General features: G+C 66.8%; 16 protein-coding genes and 2 pseudogenes. 2 read left to right on the top strand and 16 right to left on the bottom strand.

Annotation, left to right across the window (positions count from 1 at the left end; genetic code table 11):
- Positions 1–172: 172 nt before the first annotated feature.
- From ABGB16_RS31100 to ABGB16_RS31125, 6 genes and pseudogenes are all read right to left on the bottom strand, one after another.
- A pseudogene (locus tag ABGB16_RS31100) lies at positions 173–506 on the bottom strand (transposase); the annotation flags it as partial.
- 4 nt (positions 507–510) lie between these two features.
- Complete coding sequence (locus ABGB16_RS31105) at positions 511–687, bottom strand: hypothetical protein (RefSeq protein WP_347671646.1); 177 nt, start codon at positions 685–687, stop codon at positions 511–513.
- 71 nt (positions 688–758) lie between these two features.
- Positions 759–1,589 carry an SDR family oxidoreductase gene (locus ABGB16_RS31110; RefSeq protein ID WP_347671647.1) on the bottom strand — a complete coding sequence of 277 codons (831 nt, stop codon included), beginning with the start codon at positions 1,587–1,589 and terminating at the stop codon, positions 759–761.
- A gap of 21 nt (positions 1,590–1,610) precedes the next feature.
- Positions 1,611–2,012, bottom strand: coding sequence for a MaoC/PaaZ C-terminal domain-containing protein (locus ABGB16_RS31115; RefSeq protein ID WP_347671648.1), 402 nt, complete (start codon positions 2,010–2,012; stop codon positions 1,611–1,613).
- Positions 2,009–2,467 carry a MaoC family dehydratase N-terminal domain-containing protein gene (locus ABGB16_RS31120; RefSeq protein ID WP_347671649.1) on the bottom strand — a complete coding sequence of 153 codons (459 nt, stop codon included), beginning with the start codon at positions 2,465–2,467 and terminating at the stop codon, positions 2,009–2,011. The genes ABGB16_RS31115 and ABGB16_RS31120 overlap by 4 nt, the downstream gene beginning before the upstream one ends.
- 2 nt (positions 2,468–2,469) lie before the next feature.
- The gene (locus ABGB16_RS31125; protein WP_347671650.1) at positions 2,470–3,654 is read right to left on the bottom strand and encodes a lipid-transfer protein; all 1,185 of its coding nucleotides are present in this window, start codon (positions 3,652–3,654) and stop codon (positions 2,470–2,472) included.
- Between the two features lie 116 nt (positions 3,655–3,770).
- On the opposite strand from ABGB16_RS31125, the gene ABGB16_RS31130 reads away from it, so the two are divergent.
- Both ABGB16_RS31130 and ABGB16_RS31135 read left to right on the top strand, forming a co-directional pair.
- Positions 3,771–5,315 (top strand): long-chain fatty acid--CoA ligase, encoded by a 1,545-nt coding sequence (locus ABGB16_RS31130; protein ID WP_347671651.1) that lies wholly within the window; start codon positions 3,771–3,773, stop codon positions 5,313–5,315.
- 36 nt (positions 5,316–5,351) lie between these two features.
- The gene (locus ABGB16_RS31135) at positions 5,352–6,551 is read left to right on the top strand and encodes a TetR/AcrR family transcriptional regulator (protein ID WP_347671652.1); all 1,200 of its coding nucleotides are present in this window, start codon (positions 5,352–5,354) and stop codon (positions 6,549–6,551) included.
- 283 nt (positions 6,552–6,834) lie between these two features.
- Here the strand turns inward: ABGB16_RS31135 and ABGB16_RS31140 are convergent, their stop codons facing one another.
- The 10 genes and pseudogenes from ABGB16_RS31140 to ABGB16_RS31185 all read right to left on the bottom strand — a co-directional run.
- Positions 6,835–7,032, bottom strand: coding sequence for a hypothetical protein (locus ABGB16_RS31140; RefSeq protein WP_347671661.1), 198 nt, complete (start codon positions 7,030–7,032; stop codon positions 6,835–6,837).
- Positions 7,033–7,109: 77 nt separating this feature from the next.
- Positions 7,110–7,252: pseudogene (locus tag ABGB16_RS31145) on the bottom strand (IS1380 family transposase); the annotation flags it as partial.
- A 435-nt stretch (positions 7,253–7,687) separates the two neighbouring features.
- Positions 7,688–9,133: an aldehyde dehydrogenase gene (locus ABGB16_RS31150; RefSeq protein ID WP_347671653.1), complete on the bottom strand. Its 1,446-nt coding sequence runs from the start codon at positions 9,131–9,133 to the stop codon at positions 7,688–7,690.
- A 432-nt stretch (positions 9,134–9,565) separates the two neighbouring features.
- Positions 9,566–10,945 (bottom strand): FAD-linked oxidase C-terminal domain-containing protein, encoded by a 1,380-nt coding sequence (locus ABGB16_RS31155; protein WP_347671654.1) that lies wholly within the window; start codon positions 10,943–10,945, stop codon positions 9,566–9,568.
- Positions 10,946–11,000: 55 nt separating this feature from the next.
- Positions 11,001–12,197, bottom strand: a complete 1,197-nt coding sequence (locus ABGB16_RS31160; RefSeq protein ID WP_347671655.1) for an epoxide hydrolase family protein — start codon at positions 12,195–12,197, stop codon at positions 11,001–11,003.
- Positions 12,194–13,087, bottom strand: a complete 894-nt coding sequence (locus ABGB16_RS31165; protein ID WP_347671656.1) for an amidohydrolase family protein — start codon at positions 13,085–13,087, stop codon at positions 12,194–12,196. The genes ABGB16_RS31160 and ABGB16_RS31165 overlap by 4 nt, the downstream gene beginning before the upstream one ends.
- Positions 13,084–14,085, bottom strand: a complete 1,002-nt coding sequence (locus ABGB16_RS31170) for an MBL fold metallo-hydrolase (protein WP_347671657.1) — start codon at positions 14,083–14,085, stop codon at positions 13,084–13,086. The genes ABGB16_RS31165 and ABGB16_RS31170 overlap by 4 nt, the downstream gene beginning before the upstream one ends.
- Positions 14,082–14,576, bottom strand: a complete 495-nt coding sequence (locus tag ABGB16_RS31175; RefSeq protein ID WP_347671658.1) for a nuclear transport factor 2 family protein — start codon at positions 14,574–14,576, stop codon at positions 14,082–14,084. The genes ABGB16_RS31170 and ABGB16_RS31175 overlap by 4 nt, the downstream gene beginning before the upstream one ends.
- 28 nt (positions 14,577–14,604) lie before the next feature.
- Complete coding sequence (locus ABGB16_RS31180) at positions 14,605–15,420, bottom strand: NAD(P)-dependent oxidoreductase (RefSeq protein ID WP_347671659.1); 816 nt, start codon at positions 15,418–15,420, stop codon at positions 14,605–14,607.
- Between the two features lie 24 nt (positions 15,421–15,444).
- Positions 15,445–16,804: MFS transporter (locus tag ABGB16_RS31185; RefSeq protein ID WP_347671660.1), on the bottom strand; the 1,360-nt coding region annotated here is incomplete at its 5' end.

Here is a 16,804-nt window from a genome sequence, read left to right on the forward strand (position 1 = left end):
CTGGACTCAAGTCTTGCTTAATGGCTGTCTCGTAACCGGGCGAAGGCGTTGCCGTGCACCGGGTCTGTGCTCAGCTTGCGAGGGCGATGTTGTGCAGGTTGGCGATGCGTCCAGGACCCTGCGTCCACGACGTGCGGCCGGTCTCCAGCGCGGCCACGAACGAGTCCGGTCAGCCCGGGACCAGCTGAGCCTGCCCCTTGCCTCCGGCGTAGACGTGGCAGAACCACCGGTCCGGGCTGGTCGGCGCGTCCGGGCGCAGCCAGTTCGATACGTCCACAGCGAGGACGATCCGCCTGCCCGCCGCCCGGGGCAGCGGCAACGCGGCCAGCCTCGCGCGGAGCCGGTCGATATCGAACCTGCGCCCGCGTTCAACCCGTCGTACAGAGCCCCGTGACCCCGACGATACTCCGCCGTCAACGTGAGATCGATTGGCTGTGCACCGGCCCGTCGGTGCACATGACCGCGTCGGTCAGCTCGAACAGTGCGTCAGCCCGTCGGGTCAGACACTAATTAGAGGTCCCGACGGACGTCGGCCAACACCATCGCCGGATCAGCCACCGGCCCGGTCACCGGGGTGCCAGGTAGCACCAGTCCACCGAGGTGGTCCAGAATCGTGGCCACGACCACCGCCTTGATCTTCGCGTTCTTGCCACGAACCGGAAGATCATCAGCGGTGGCCGTCCTCACGTCGAGCACGACACGCCGGCATCCACAAAGGCCTACGAAGAACCACCAGCGACCGAGGTCAAGCGAGAAGCTCAGAGCATGAATCCGCCCCCACAGATCAGGGTCTGGGCGCTGACGTAGTCGGACTCGGGGATGCACAGCAGGTACACCGCGCCGGCTGCTTCGGCGGGGGTTCCGCTCCGTCCGAGTGGGATCATCTGTTCCATCGCGGCGAGCAGACCGGGGTTGACGCCGACCTTGACCTCCTTGCCCTGCACGTGGATGGTGCTGTCGGTATCGGCGGTGGCCTCGGTGAGCCGAGTCTTGATCAGTCCGAAGGCGACGGTGTTGACGGTGACGTTGTAGCGGCCCCACTCCTTGGCCAGCGCTTTGGTCAGGCCGGTGACGCCGGCTTTGGCAGCGGCGTAGTTGACTTGCCCGGCGTTGCCACCGAGCCCGGCGATGGACGAGATGTTGACAATCTTGCGGCACGGCACCAGCTGGCCGTTTTCCTTGGCTTGCTTGACATAACCGCTGATGACCGGCTGCACGGCGCGCAGGATGCGGAACGGCGCCTTGAGATGCACGTCGAGGATGGCGTCCCACTGTTCGTCGGTCATCTTCTGGATGACGGCGTCCCAGGTGTAGCCGGCGTTGTTGACGATGATGTCCAGGCCGCCGAAGGAGTCGACGGCGGTCTGCACGAACCGTTCCGCGAAGCCGTCCTCGGTGACGCTGCCGGTGCACGCAATCGCCTCGCCGCCGACGGCCTTGATTGCGCCCACCGTCTCCATGGCGGGGCGTTCGTCGAGGTCGTTGACAACGACCGCGGCGCCGTCGGCGGCGAGTTTGCGGGCGATTTCGGCGCCGATGCCACGGCCGGAGCCGGTGACGATGGCGACCTTGCCGTCGAGCTTTCCCATATGTTCCGGTCCTTCCCGAGGTCAGTCGACGGCGACGGTCGCGTCACCGGTGAGGGTTGTGGTGCCGTCGGCAAGGGTGACGGCGAGTTCGATGGTGGCCAGACCGTCATCGACCGAGATGACGCGGCCGATGCAAGTGGGCCTGGCGTGCACCGGAGTGATCGCGACGAAGCGCACCCGGTAGGAGCGGATGCGCTCCTGGGGGACCCAGGCGGTAAGCAGACGCCCCAGGTAGGCCATCGAGAGCATGCCGTGGGCGAACACATCGTCAAGGCCGGCGTCGTGCGCGACGTCGAGGTCGATGTGAATCGGATTGTGGTCACCGGACGCGCCCGCGAACAGCGCGAGTGTGGCGCGCGAGATGGGCTCGAGACTCAGGTTCGGCAACTCAGTTCCTGGCTGGACGTCGGGCGGCAGAGTCACGGCTGAGCCTCCGGGTTCCGCACGACAACAGTCGCAACCGCTTCGGCGACCGGCATGCCGTCACGAATGATGTCGGTCCTCTTGATCACGAACTCCAGCGCCCCGCCCTTCTTCGTGACGACATCGACGATGCGTGGCCGCAAGGTCACCGTGTCTCCGGCGTGGACCAGGGCGTAATAGGTGAAGGACTGTTCGCCGTGAAGCACGTGCCGCAGGTCGATGCCCAGTGCGGTGAGGTAGCCGAACGGGTCGGGTGACTCCAGTTCGAGACTGAAGAAATATGTCAGTGGCACTGGCAGGTCCGGATACCCGGCGGCCTTGGCCGCGTCAGGGTCGACGTAGACGGGGTCGGTCTGACCGACGGCCTTGGCGAAGAACGCCAGGCGGCCACGCTCGACCGTCACCGTGATCGGTTCCAGGCGCAGAGCTTTCGCCCGTCTCACATCGATGGCCATCGTCAGCTCGCCTTCTCGTACAGGGTCACGACCGCCGCGCCGCCGAGGCCGATGTTGTGCTGGAGTGCGAGCGAAGCATCTTCGACCTGGCGCGGCCCGGCGTCGCCGCGCAACTGCCACACCAGTTCGGCGCACTGCGCGAGCCCGGTCGCGCCGAGCGGGTGCCCCTTGGACAGCAGCCCACCCGAGGGGTTGGTGACAACACGGCCGCCATAGGTGTTGTCGCCGTCAGCGATGAACTTCTCCGCAGTGCCCTCCGGAGTCAGTCCCAGCGCCTCGTAGGACAGCACCTCGTTGGTGGTGAAGCAATCGTGCAGTTCGACGACGCGGATGTCCTCGGGGGACACGCCTGCTGCTTCGTACACCTGCCAGGCTGCCGCCTTCGACATGTCGTAACCGACCAACTTCGTCAAGTCGCCGCCGAAGCTCGAGGGGGTGTCCGTGGTCATCGCCTGTGCGGCGATCGCGACGTCGGTTCGCAACCCGTGGCGGCGTGCGAACTCTTCGCTGGTGACGATCGCGGCGGCGGCGCCGCAGGTGGGCGGGCAACACTGCAGGCGGGTGAGCGGACCGAAGATCGGCGGTGAGGCGAGGACCTCCTCAACTGTCACCTGGTCGGTGAACACCGCGAAGGGGTTGTTGGCGGCGTGCCTGCGGGCTTTCACCGAGATCTGCGCGAACACCGCCGGGTCCATTCCGTACCGGTCGCAGTAGGCCGCGCCGGCTGCGCCGAAGAAGCGCGGCGCCATCGGCGCGCTCGCAGCGTCAGCCTGCGTCGAGGTGATCACCGCGTCCAGCCGCGCGAACGCACTCGGCCGGTCGTCCCAATGCTCCTTGAGGGCCCCGCGCTGCATCTGCTCGAACCCGAACGCGAGCACGCAGTCCGCCGCGCCGGACGAGACCGCCTGCCGGGCCAAGAACAGCGCCGAGGACCCGGTGGAGCAGTTGTTGTTCACGTTGACCACGGGCAGACCGGTCATTCCCACCCGGTAGAGCGCGTTCTGGCCGCTGGTCGAGTCGCCATACACATACCCTGCGTAGGCCTGCTGCACCCGCGCGAGGTCGATGCCCGCATCAGCCAGGGCGGCCTTGATGGCCCCCTCGGCCAGCACGTCGTACGTGGCGCTCCTGCTCGGCGTCGCGAACGGCACCATGCCGACACCCGCGACTATCACCTTCTGACCCATTCCGCCTCCGATGACTATCGACGATTCACTTAGTATCGCCAGGGGCTTGACTTGCAGGCGATACCGAGCCATTGTAATCCGCAACACACTCTTGGCGATTCACAGATGGAGTGCACATGTACGTCACGCAGGGTTTGCACCGCGCCGTCCAGCAGAACCCCGACGGGGTGGCGGTGATCTTCGGCGAGCGGCGGCGAACGTTCCGCGAGCTCGCCGATCGGGTGGCCCGGTTCGCCGGCGTTCTGCGGACGCTTGGCGTACACGGCGGTGACCGGGTCGCGATGCTCTCGCTGAACTCCGATCGCTATCACGAGTACCTGCTCGCGGTGCCGTGGGCGAACGCGGTGCTCAACCCGGTCAACATCCGGTGGAGCCCCGCAGAGATCGCCTATTCCCTCCGTGACTCCGGGACCCGGGTGCTGGTGGTCGACGACGCGTTCGCCGCGACGCTACCCAAGCTGCGGCGGGAGTGCCCGGAGCTGGCCACCGTGATCCACGCCGGTGACGGCCCCACACCGGCGGGCGCGCTGTCGTACGAGGAGCTGATCTCCGCCACCGGCCCCGTGGACGACGCCCGCCGGGGCGCGGATGAGCTGGCCGGGCTGTTCTACACGGGCGGCACCACCGGCCACCCCAAGGGAGTTATGCTCTCTCACACCAATCTGGCCGTCTCCGCATTCGGAGTCATGTCGACCGGACACTGGCTGACCATCGGAGGCCGCTACCTGCACGCCGCTCCGATGTTCCACCTCGCCGACCTCGCGGCCTGGAACGCCACGATACTCACGGGCGGCACCCATGTGATCATCCCGTCGTTCACCCCTGTCGCCACGATGACCGCGATCGCCGAGCACCAGGTCACCGACATCCTGCTGGTGCCGGTGATGATCCAGATGCTCATCGATCATCCCGAGATCGGCGAGTACGAGCTCGGCAGCCTGCGCCGCCTCATCTACGGCGCGTCACCCATTCCGCAGTCCGTGCTGGAACGTGCGATGAAGACCTTCCGCAACGCCTCGTTCACACAGGCCTACGGCATGACCGAACTGTCCCCGGTCGCCACCCTGCTCTCTCCTGACGACCACCAGAAGAGCGAGTTGCTGCGCGCTGCGGGCCGGGCGGCACCGCACTGCGATGTCCGCATCGTCGACGTCGACGACAACGAGGTTCCTCGCGGCACTGTCGGCGAGATCGTCGCCCGCGGCGGACACGTGATGCTCGGGTACTGGAACCGCCCCGAGGAGACTGCCACCGCCCTGCGCGACGGTTGGATGCACACCGGCGACGGCGGTTACATGGACGAGGCCGGCTATGTGTTCGTCGTAGACCGGATCAAGGACATGATCGTCACCGGCGGGGAGAACGTGTACTCCGCCGAGGTGGAGAACGCCCTGGCAGCCCATCCGGCTGTCGAGTCCTGCGCCGTGATCGGCGTACCGGACCATGAATGGGGCGAACGTGTGCATGCCGTCGTCGTCCTCAGCCCCGGCCACGAGGTTACCGTGAAGGATCTGCGCGCCCACGTCAAGAGCCTCATCGCCGGCTACAAGGCGCCTCGCAGCGTCGAGTTCGTCGACGCGCTCCCCGTGTCCGGCGCGGGCAAGATCCTCAAACGTAAACTCCGCAAGAAGTACTGGGGCACCGACCGTCAGGTCCACTGACCGGCCGCCGGCCTCGTCGATCTGGAGAATGGCACCGTGACGCTCCCAACCGGCCACGTTACCCCCGCGCGACGACGCCCGAGTGACCGCAGACGGCAGATCCTGGCCGCCGCGGCCCGCCAGTTCTGGAGCGTCGGCTACAACCAGACGTCCATGGCCGACATCGCTGCTGCCGTCGGCATCGGCGCCAGCGCGCTCTACCGTCACTTCCGTGGCAAGCAAGACCTCCTGGTCGCCGTCCTCGACGAGACGCTCGTCCAGCTCGAGGAAGCAGCGTCCACCGCTGAGGATCTTGTCGGCACAACCCGCAAACTCGCGGGCATTGCAGTGGAACGGCGCGAGTTCGGAGCGCTCTGGGACCGAGACGCCGCACACCTGCCCGACAACGAACGCAGGAGGGTGCGCGAGCGGTTGCGGGCTTTCATCACAGGCACCGCGGGGTTCGTCGCCACCGAACTCGGTATCCCATCCGACGACGCCCAGCTGCGCACACACGCGCTCTATGCAGTGCTGGCCAGTCCGTCCCGCCACCATGCCGAGCTCGACTCTCCGAACTTCGAAAACCTGCTGGTAAGCGCCGCATCGTCCACATTGCACGTCCGAACAGCCCTCGCCGCCGAACCGTCCTCGCGACGCACCGTTCGCGGCAACGCACCACAACTCCCCGCATCCCGCCGCGAAGCCATCCTGGCCACGTCGATTCGCCTGTTCGGCGAATACGGCTACCCTTCGGTCGGCCTCACCGATATCGGAACTGCGACCGGAATCGCGGGCCCGAGCATCTACAACCATTTCGCGAGCAAGACCGAAATCCTGGTCGCTGCCCTCACCCGCGGCAACGAAGCACTCTGGCTTGCCCTCCACCACGCACTCGCTGTCGCCAACAGCGCCCAGGACGCCCTCGACCGCCTACTGGACAGTTATGTCGCCTTCGCTGCGGAGAACCCCTCCGTCATCTCCGTACTCATCTCCGAAGTCATCAACCTCCCAGCCGAACACCGCGACTCCTACCATCACTACCAAAAAGCCTACGTCCACGAATGGGTCAGCCTGCTGCGCCAATCGAGGCCCGAAATCCACGAGGCACAAGCCAGAATCCTCGTCCACGCCACGCTCGCACTGGTCAACGATCTCGTTCGAATACGTGGATTCCAGCGGCGCAGCAACCTCACAGCCGAAATCGCGGCTCTTGGCCGCTCCGTATTGAGAACCTCCGCCCCGGAACCTGGCCGCTGACCGCAGTAGGATGACCGGCAACACCGGGATCGTCCAGTCTCCGCCGGTCCTGTCCGCGCCGGACGAACCGATGGCGCCAAGTTCGCTGCGGAACCCGCCGGCATCACTTGGAGTAGCCTGGCCTCGATGATTCGCGCGTGGCACCGGCTCCTTCCGGCCCGGCAGGGCCGATCGTTGTTAATCGAACTAGTTTCGGTTCCGGGCAAGGCGGCGGGCGGTCTGTCGCGGCGGGCAGGCGTGGCCTCCGGGGGTCCTCCGGTCGTTGGGACAGCGGCTGAGCTGGTCAGCCGGGTGGCGGGATGGCCGTGATCCGGTTGAACGCGGCGGTGATCTGTTCGACCCAGGGCCAGGTGACGGGGATGCGCAGCCAGCGGCCGCGTTGGCCGCGCACGAGGCGGGCGGCGGTGTGCAGGATGTGGTAGCGCAGCGGCTTCGGCTCAGCCTTGGCCAGGTCGCGTCGAGGCCGCCGAGCTGGAGCCACGCGACCAGATCGACCGCGATCGCGGCAGCGGCGTACCAGGCCTGGCTGATGGCGAACTCGCGCGACGGGCGTGGGCCACGGTGGCGGGCCTTCAGCCACTGCAGCGCCCCACCTGCGTGTTGGTGACGAAAGCGGTGTAGCGGCAGCCGTCGCGTTCCTCGAACAGCGTCGGCTGGCCGCCGGGATGGGGGCGTTCCCGCCGGACGATGACCCGCATCCCGGCCGCTGCCAGCGCCAGCCGAAGCACCCAGCGGTCGAGGGCGACACGTCGCCACTTCAGGCCAGCGATCTCACCTCGTAGCGTTCCTCAGCCGTGTATTGATCATCGGAGCGGTCCCGGCGTGGACCTGGCAGCGGGCCCGGGGCCGAGGGTGTGGAAGACGTTGGGCTCGCGTTGCTCGCATGGACGGTCACCGTCCCCATCGCTGCGATCGTCGTGCACCGACGACAACGGCCGCCGGCCCGAGCCTCACTCCCCGACCCGAATGGCGCGCGACAATCCGTCACCGATCAACCCGCTGAACAAATCGCGAGGTACGGGCTTGACGACCGGCGCAAAACAAGAACTGTCGGAGGGTGAGGTACAAGCCGGAGGAACGCCCAGCAGCGCCGGGTCGAGGTCGAGCACGTAGGCCGCTACGCCCGAAGTGACAAGTCAGGCGTAGATGGTCTTGAGCGTCTGGTAGGCGCCCAACCCTTCGGGACCGAGCTCACGACCAATACCGCTAGCCTTCACACCCCCGAACGGAGATCCCGGGTCGGGGAAATACCGGTTCAGACCAACCGTGCCCGTCCGCATGCGTTCTGCGATACTGCGGCCCCGGTCGGGGTCCGTGGTCCAGACGGTACCGCCGAGCCCGTACGAGCAGTCGTTGGCGATACGTACGGCATCGTCCGTGTCCTCATAGCGAATTATGGACAAAACCGGACCGAAGATCTCCTCCTGCGCAACCTTGAAGCGGTTGTCCACATCAGCGAGGATGGTCGGCTCCACGAACCAACCCCGATCCCTACCGGCCGGCCGCCCGCCGCCGGCCACGAGCCGTGCGCCATCCCCGAGACTGCTTGCGATGAACCCCTCAACCCGGTCGCGATGCTGCTCGCTAACCACAGGTCCGATCTGCGTGCCCGGGTCGAGGGCGTCGCCCACGGCGAGCGAGGACACGAATGCTTCGAACAGGTCGACCACCTCGTCGTAACGAGAACTGGGCGCAAGAATCCGCGTACACAGATAACACGTTTGACCGTTGTTCAGCAGAGTCGCGGCGAACAGGTTCTCGCCGATGCTCTCAAGGTCCAGGTCGGCGTCGTCGAGGATGATCGCCGCGGACTTGCCACCCAGCTCGAGGGTCACAGGTCGCAGCAACCGCCCGCACACCTCGGCGATCTGCCGCCCCGCAGCGGTGGAACCGGTGAAGGAGACCTTGTCGATCCCAGGATGCTGAACGAGGTACCGGCCAATCTCGCGCCCGGCGGGAACGATGTTTATCACACCAGGCGGGATGTCCGATGCTTCGATCGCTTCGGAAAGCAGAACGGAGTCGAGAACCGTCTCCGGAGACGGTTTGAGCACAATCGTGCACCCTGCCGCGAGAGCAGGAGCGTACTTGAACGCCGCAAGCGACTGCGGGAAATTCCATGGAGCGATGGCTGCGACTACGCCGGCCGGCTCCTTTTTGATGATGCTGGTACCGCCAAATAGATGCGGCCGTTCCTCCTGCAGCGGAGTACTGCGAATCAATTCGGCGAAGTATCGGGTCAGGATCACCGCGAACTGAGATTCGATCTGCTCTGAGATAGTGATTGGCATCCCGTTCTGGGAACTCACGAGATGTGCAAATTCCTTCCCACGGGCTTCGAACTGAACGGCCAGGCTCTCCATTGCCGCTGCCCGGTCAGCAGGTGACCACGAGGCCCAGCCAGATGGATCGTCGAATGCCTTGCGAGCGGCCGCTACCGCGAGGTCGACATCGAGTTCCTTGGCCTCGGGAACGCACCCCAAGGCTTCCCCGGTGCTGGCCGAACTGACCGCGATAGTGTCGTCACTGCTGGGTTTCACCCAGCAGCCGCCGATGAACAGGTGGTCGTTGTTGACTGTCATGGTGGGCCTCCACGTCTAGGTCTCGTTTGCGCCGACAAAGCACTTGTCGGCACTGCTACATGTGGCTCGGCCGATCTCGCCACGGTTACGTGACCGGACCACGGCACGCCGGAAGCAGACACTTGGCGCAACGATCAACACGAGTTCTGCTCTGGTCTTGGCTTTCCGGCCAGCCCACCGCGTTCGGGCCGCACCCGCGGGCAGGTCGCGAGGCGGAACATGCCGCCTCTTAGTTGCACTTCAGTCCAACTACCTGTGACTCTAGATTCGCTCGATCACGCGGTCAAGAGCGAGTTTGCAATTGCAGCCACGAAGGGCGCGGTCTCCTGTCAAAACCCGGAAAGCGAGCCGTCCCAAAGCATTCCACGGCAGGCCAGGTCGCGACTTCGAAGGACAAACGTCCGGCGCTTCCCGGTTAATGCGCCTGCCCGGTCATGCTGCCGTGATGACATTTCCGGGATTCATGGTGCCGTGCGGGTCGAAGGTGGCTTTCACCGCCCGATGCAGTGCCAGCGCGACGGCGTCACTCTCGCGGGCGAGCCACGCTGTCTTCAACCGGCCGACGCCGTGCTCACCGGTCACCGTCCCACCGAGCGCCAGCGCTGCGGCCGTGATGTCTGCGAAGGCTCTGACCGCCGCGTCCCGGCTGTCCGGGTCGGCGCGGTCGTAAATGATCGTCGGGTGGAGGTTGCCTTCGCCGGCGTGTCCGAAGACTCCGATCCGGAGCTTGTGAACCGAGGCGATCCGCTGGACCTCGGCGATGAGCGGAGCAACGGACGAGCGAGGTACGGCCACGTCGTCGAGCATCGGATCGCCGAGTCTCTCCAGCGCGGGGAAGGCGTTCCGTCGCGCGGCCAGCAACAGGTCGGCCTCGGCCGGATCAGTGCTGACGAAGGTTTCGGTCGCGTCGCAGCTGGAGCAGATCGTGGAAGCTTCACCAAGGATCTCGTCGGCGTCCGGCTCGTCGGTCTGGATGACCAGTAGCGCGGCGATGTCCGTGAGGCCCATCCGGGTAAGGTCCTCGACTGCCTGCACCGTTGTTTTGTCCATGATTTCCAGCATGGACAGACGGAGTCCCGCGTGTCCCAATGCGACGACTGCGTTCCCTGCCGCTTCCAGCGTGTCGAAGGGTGCGACAAGCGTCGACGGAACCCGGGCTCGGGGCAGGAGCCTGAGCGTGATCTCCGTTATGACGCCAAGAGTCCCTTCCGATCCGACGAACAGCCGGGTCAGGTCATACCCTGCGACACCTTTGACGGTGCGCCTGCCGACCCGGGTCACGCGGCCGTCGGCGAGGACCACCTCGAGACCGAGCACGTAGTCTCCGGTGACCCCGTACTTGAGGCAGCACATTCCGCCGGCGTTCGTCGCCACGTTGCCGCCGATCGTGCACGAGTCCACGCTGCCCGGATCGGGTGGGTAGAACAGTCCGGATCCCGCGACGCGCTCGCGGAGGTGCCCTGTCACGACCCCCGGTTGGACGACGGCGAGTCGCTCGATGGAGTTGATTTCGAGGATCTTGTTCATCCGGTGCAGGCTGACCACCACTGAACCGTCGGGTGCGTTCGCGCCTCCGCTCAGGCCGGTGCCGGCGCCTCTGGGTACCACGGCGAGGCCGTGGCGGTACGCAACGGTGAGGCAGGCGGAGACCTCGGCCGTCGTGCGTGGCGCGAGCATCATCATCGGTGCGCCCACGGGGGTGAAGTGTGAGAGATCGCGGGCCCGGCTCGCGACGATGTCCGGATCGAGTTCGACGATGTCAGCCGGGAGCAGGGCAGCGAGATCTCGTAGCACAGGTGTCGGGGCGGTCAAGAGCGAACCCGGAAAGGATGTCTCGTCGCGGTTCGCCGACCCGGCTGTGCTGTGCTCAGTTCGGGGCATGGCTGAAAGCGGCGCGGAGTTCGGCGACGAAGGCGTTGGGCACCTCGAGCATCGGGAAGTGACCGCCCTTGTCGAGGACATTCCAATGGCGTAGGTCGGTGTAGCGAGCCTCGACCCATGCGCGGGGGAGCTTGCGCAGCTCCTTCGGGAAGACCGAGACCCCGCAGGGCACGGTGACCGGGGTGGTCATGTCCAGCCCTGGCTGGCTCATTGTCGCGCCGCCGGCGTTCTCCCAGTACAGGCGGGCCGAGGAGGCACCCGTTGCGCTGAACCAGTACGTTGCCACGTTGTCGAGAAGCCTGCTGCGGGAGACAGCGTTCTCCGGGTGCCCGTCGCAGTCGGCCGCATCGTGGAACTTCTCGACGATCCAGGCGAGCAGGGCGACCGGAGAGTCCACGAATCCGTACCCGACCGTCTGCGGGCGGGTGGACTGGATAGCGGCATAGCCCATTCCGGTACGGCGGAACTGCTGCTCCTCGTCCAGCCAGCGACGCTCGATCGGGGTCAGCCGGTCGTCGTCGAATCCGTCGGGGCGAACGGCGTGCGGGACGGTTGTGTGCATCATGGCGACGCGGTCCGGGTGCCGCAGGGCCAGGGTGATGGTGACCATCGCCCCCCAGTCACCACCCTGCGCCAGGAACCGGGGGTATCCGAGCCTGGTCATCAGTTCCGCCCACGCGTCGGCGATCCGCTCGAGCCCCCAGCCCGTGGACGTGGGCTTGCCGGAGAAACCGTATCCGGGCAGCGACGGGAGAACCACGTGGAAGGCGGGTTCGCCGGCGGGCGGATCGACGAGCCCGGGCAGGACGTCGAGGGCCTCGACGACCGAACCCGGCCAGCCGTGGCTGATCAGCAGTGGACGCGCGTCTTCCCGACGCGATCGAACGTGCAGGAAGTGGACGCTGAGGCCGCCGATCTCGGTGCGGAACTGACCGTGTCCGTTGAGTTCCGCTTCCAGCCGGCGCCAGTCGTGGTCCTCCAGCCACGACCGGCGGAGTTCTCGGACGTAGTCCAGGGGGATCCCTTGCGCCCACCCGCTGTCGCCAGGCCGGCCAGCGACGGTCTCCGGTTCGGGCAGCCGTGCGCGGCGCAGGCGCTCGCGTAGGTCGTCCAGTTGTTCATCCGGCAGCGCAAGCACGAACGGTGTCACGGCGGTATCGGCCGTCTCGTTGGGGGTTGTCACGTTGTGCTCCTCACCGGGCTAGGTTGCGGCAACCGGTAGCAGGCTGCGGCCGTGCGGTACAGCACGTTTTCGATGTCCGAGTCCGGTCGCCCGGCCACGGCGTCGAGGGTGGCGCGGTAGGTGTCCCGGTAGTTTCCGGCGACGAGGGCGACCGGCCAGTTGCCGCCGTACATCACTCGGTGCGAGCCGAACGCGTCCAGGACCAGGTCGATATAGGGCTGGATGTCCGTCGCGAGTGTCCTGCGGACGAAGGTCGCCCAGCCCGAGTACTTGACGTAGACGTTCGGCAAGACGGCGAGCCGGCGCATCGAGGCGGCCCAGGTCGTGAAGGCCGACTGGTCCCCGAGTCGCGGCTTACCGAGGTGGTCGATGACGATGGTGAGCTCGGGCAGCCGCTCGGCGATCGCGACCGCGAGGGGAAGTTCGCGGTCGTCCTTGAAATGCAGGTCGAGAGGCAGCCCGCGATCGGAGACGACCCGGCAGGAGTCGATCACACGCGGGTCCGCGAGCACGTCACCGTCGGGCGGCCAGTGGTGGTTGTTCCGGATGCCCACGAGCCGGTCGGCCCCGGGGATGCCGGTGAAGGAGTCGAGGTCGCGGGCGGTGGCCGCAGGCGACGTGAGCGTCGCCCAGCCGACCACCCCCCGGACGCTCGGCTCGGTGGCCGCGAGCGCGAGCAGTTGCCGGGTCTCCAGGACATTGGTGCCGGCCTGGACGAGGATCAGCTCCGCCACCCCGGCCTGGTCCAGCTCCTCGCGCAACTCGGCGAAGGAGAAGTCTCTGCGCACGGGTTCCCACCACGAGGGCCGATCGCCGAGCCAGGACATCCACGGGGCGTCGGTCCGCCAGACGTGCAGGTGGGTGTCGATGACCCGGGCAGGCGTGGTCATGCGCCCGCCAGCGGTGCCGCGTGGGTGTGCCCGCATCCGGCGCCGCCGATCCAGTCTCCGTCGTCATCGGCGAGCACCACCTCGAGGGCCTGCGGAGGCGGGACAGCCGGGAACTCCGGATCCAGCTCTCGGTATACCGCCAGGATGTTCTGGTAGGCCCGAGAGGCGTGCGGCCATCGGGCGTAGGGGCCCAGGTCGAGCGCCGAGTAGGCCTCGGCAGGCGTCTTCCCGGCTCGGTGCGCACCGGTCGCGAACTCCAGGAGGAAATCGAAGTAGTTCCGCACGATCATCACGTCCGCCGGCCGCACGACCGGCCCGTGACCGGGCACCACCACACGCGGGTCGCATTCGAGGATGCGGTCGAGCGCTGCGATGCAGCGGGTGACGGGTCCGGCCCAGACGATCGGCGTGGACTCGGTGAACAGCACGTCGCCGGCGTACACCACTCCGGCGGAGGGCACGTGCACGATCGTGTCTCCGCGGGTGTGGGCGGGACCGACCTCGACGAGTTCGGCCACCCGGCCGCCGATGAGCAGTTGCTTGCTCCGGGAGAACGACTCCGTCGGCAGGACCGGACGCCAGCCGATGAAGTCGAACGTGGCGATCCGCCAGCCGATGAACCGGCCGAATGCGGTGTCGTCGCGTGCCAGTTCAGCCATGCGGTCAGGCTCGAGCCACATCGCCTTCATCTCGCCGACCGTCGCTTCTGACGCGATGATGCGAGCGCCTTCGTACAGCAGGTTGCCGTTCCAGTGGTCGCCGTCGGAGTGGGTGTTGACCACGGTCGTCACCGCCCTGTGGCCGGCGACGCCGTCAACCGCGGCGCGCAGCGCGGTTCCCAGCGCCATGTCGTTCTGCGTGTCAACGACCAGCACCTCATCCGTGCCGAGGACCACACCGGAGTTGGCGTAGCCCCATCCGCCGGGCGGCTCAAGCCAGGCGTGGCAGCCGCCGCCGAGGTCGTGGAGGCCACGGGTGAAGGGAGGGAGATCGGTCATGCCGTCACCGCCGGTCCGGGGTACTCGCCCTGAAACCGGACGGTCACCGCCCGCTGGTGGATGAGCCAGCGGCCGTCGACGCGGCGCAGCCTCAGGTCATAGCGTCCGGCGAGGAACGTCGTCCGGGCGCGTCCATCCTCGGTCCGGACCGCCACGGCGTGCAGGTCGGCCTCGCAGGTGGCCTCGTCGCCGTCGACGTCGATCAGGTGGTTGAACACCATGTGCTGTCCCGCGTCGTACTTCTTCAGCTCGGCGAAGTAGAGGTCGGCGAGCTCCGCGGCCGGGATCTCCTTGGGCTGCCAGCCTTCCAGCACGGCGGACCGGGTGAGCAGGACGGTGTCGGTGAAACAACTGACGTAGGCCTCGCGATCGCGGTCGTCCTGCGCACGGGCCAGCCGCGAGAGCGTCTTGAGGACATCCAGCTCGTCCCGGGTCCTGCGGAGTAGGACGAGATCCGCGGCACCGGTAGCGCCACTGGGTGATCCGGTCACGGGAACCTCCTTTTAGTGGGGAGCGGGGTCACGGGAGGTCGTGCTCGCCGAGGAAACGGATGACGGGCAGGTCGACGCCCATCTTCTCGGCCGCCTCCAGGCAGTTGCGACGGTCCTTGCGCGCCATGTCGATCATCGCCGCGGAACTCGGGTCGTCGATGTAGCGCTGGGCGTAACCGCTGTAGATCGGACCGGGGAACAGGGTGTCGATCAGCAGTTCCTTGGCCAGCTGCTCGTCGATGCCGCCGGCCTTCAGGAACTGGAACATCTCCCGCAGCATCTCGACGGTCGTGTGGATCAGGCTGTTGCCAATGGTCTTGACCAGCATCGCCTGTGCGGGCTCGCCCCCGATCCAACGTGGCGCCCCGAGCACGGACAGCAGAGCCTCGACCTCGGCATAGGCGGTGGCCGGGCCCGAACAGTTGATGAGCAGTTCGGCCGCCTCCGCCGCCTCCGGCCTGCCGAAGACCGACGCCGCCAGCAGGTGCTGCCCCCGAGCCTGGTGGGCGGCGGCGAGCTCGCGGGCCAGCGCGGGTGACACGGACGCCATCACGACGTGGATACCGCCAGGTGGAAGCGCTTCGAGAAGACCGCCAGCGCCGAGGGTGACCTCGCGGGTCCCGTCGTCGTCGAAGACGATGCTGATTACGACCCGTGCGGATGCGACCTCGGCCAGCTTATCCGCGGCCGTGCCGCCACCGGCAGCGAACTCTTCGACCGCGTCGGGGCGCTGGTCCCAGCCGACGACTTTCCGGCCGGAGGCCAGGAAATGGCGAGCCATCACCGAGCCCATGTGGCCGAGCCCGACCAGCCCGACGGCCGATCGCGACTGTGTTGTGCTCACAACGCATTCCTTTCCTTCTGAGACCTAGGAATCCGAGGCTCGCGCGGCGACCGGCTGCGTAGTCGGCAATTGTGTCGATGCCGACTCGGCGTCGACGGGGAAGCGTGGTGCGGTGAGCAGCAGCACGGCCGCGATCATGAGTAGTCCAATGGAGATCACAAGCGCGAGTTGATAGCTGCCCGTCGCGTCGCGAAGCGCAGTGATCAGCAGCGGGCTCGATCCGACCCCGACCATGAACACCGCATAGAATACGCTGAACATCCGGCTGTAGTGGCGGATCGGGTAGTAGCGCGACGTCAGGTTGCCTGCGAGGTCGACCTCCGCGCCGAGGGCGAGCCCGGCGGCGATCGCGGCGGCAGACCCGAACGCGGGGCCGCCAAGCAGCAGAGCAAGCAGGCCCGCAGCCGCAAGAGCGAAGACGGCGGCACCGACACGTGGCGCGAAGAACCGGTCCACCAGCAGGCCGACTGCTATTCGGCTCACGATCAGGGCCAGCCCGATCAGACCAGCGGTGCGAGCGGCGTCAGCGGCGGAGACGCCGGCGTCTCTCAGTAGCGAGACGAGGAACAGGCCGATCCAGCCCACTCCGATGGACAACAGCAGGAAGGCCACCGCCAAGCGTGCGAAGAGCGCCTGGCGCAGCAGAGGAAAGATGCTCGAGCCGGACTTCGCCGACAGAGTCTGCGGGGAATGCGGCTGCGGGCGAGTCCGAGGCATCAACACCAGGACCACGAGCGCGCAGACGAGAACAGCCACCCCGATCACCCGGTATCCGACCCGCCAGTGCTCGGCGAGCAGTGCGCCGAGCAGTTCGGGAATGAGGAAGGCGACCAGCCCTGCGCCGCTCAGTGAGATCCCCAGCGCGATACCACGAGCCCGGTCGAACCGTTCGTTGACCGCACGCGTGAACGACACCGCCGTCGAGGGGGAACCCAACAGGTACATCAGTCCGTAGAGGATGAAGTACACCGTGAACGACGGCCCGCTTGCCGAGAGCACGAAATAGCTGACACCCAGCACGCCCATGCCGAAGACCGACGGCCACCGCACGCCCCAGCGATCGACGAGAAAGCCGACGACAGGGGCGGTCACGATCAGCACGATGGAAGCAAGCAGCTGCAACGACGACAGCTGAGCGCGGCTCCAGCCGAACTCGGATCCAAGCGCGGCCACCACGAGCCCGTTCGTGTAGGCGGGAACGATGGCGATGCCGACGCCGATCCCGATCGTGGCAGCGGTCAAGGCGCGCCAACCGCGCCGAAACTCCATGAAAGCACCGTTGTCCACCACGTTGGGAACCCCCTTCCAGAAGAAACTTGGATCCAGGTCCAAGGTTCCCCGGATGGTAGCCCGCTCCCGCAGACTCAACAAGACTTGAGTCCAA

This window comes from Micromonospora sp. B11E3 (genome assembly GCF_039871625.1).
Classification (GTDB): Bacteria; Actinomycetota; Actinomycetes; order Mycobacteriales; family Micromonosporaceae; genus Micromonospora.

Excerpts from the sequence above, each read along its gene's own strand:
- ABGB16_RS31110 (WP_347671647.1), bottom strand. The coding sequence starts at position 1,589 with ATGGGAAAGCTCGACGGCAAGGTCGCCATCGTCACCGGCTCCGGCCGT.
- ABGB16_RS31165 (WP_347671656.1), bottom strand. The coding sequence starts at position 13,087 with ATGACCACGCCTGCCCGGGTCATCGACACCCACCTGCACGTCTGGCGG.
- ABGB16_RS31130 (WP_347671651.1), top strand. The coding sequence starts at position 3,771 with ATGTACGTCACGCAGGGTTTGCACCGCGCCGTCCAGCAGAACCCCGAC.
- ABGB16_RS31120 (WP_347671649.1), bottom strand. The coding sequence starts at position 2,467 with ATGGCCATCGATGTGAGACGGGCGAAAGCTCTGCGCCTGGAACCGATC.
- ABGB16_RS31125 (WP_347671650.1), bottom strand. The coding sequence starts at position 3,654 with ATGGGTCAGAAGGTGATAGTCGCGGGTGTCGGCATGGTGCCGTTCGCG.
- ABGB16_RS31170 (WP_347671657.1), bottom strand. The coding sequence starts at position 14,085 with ATGACCGATCTCCCTCCCTTCACCCGTGGCCTCCACGACCTCGGCGGC.
- ABGB16_RS31150 (WP_347671653.1), bottom strand. The coding sequence starts at position 9,133 with ATGACAGTCAACAACGACCACCTGTTCATCGGCGGCTGCTGGGTGAAA.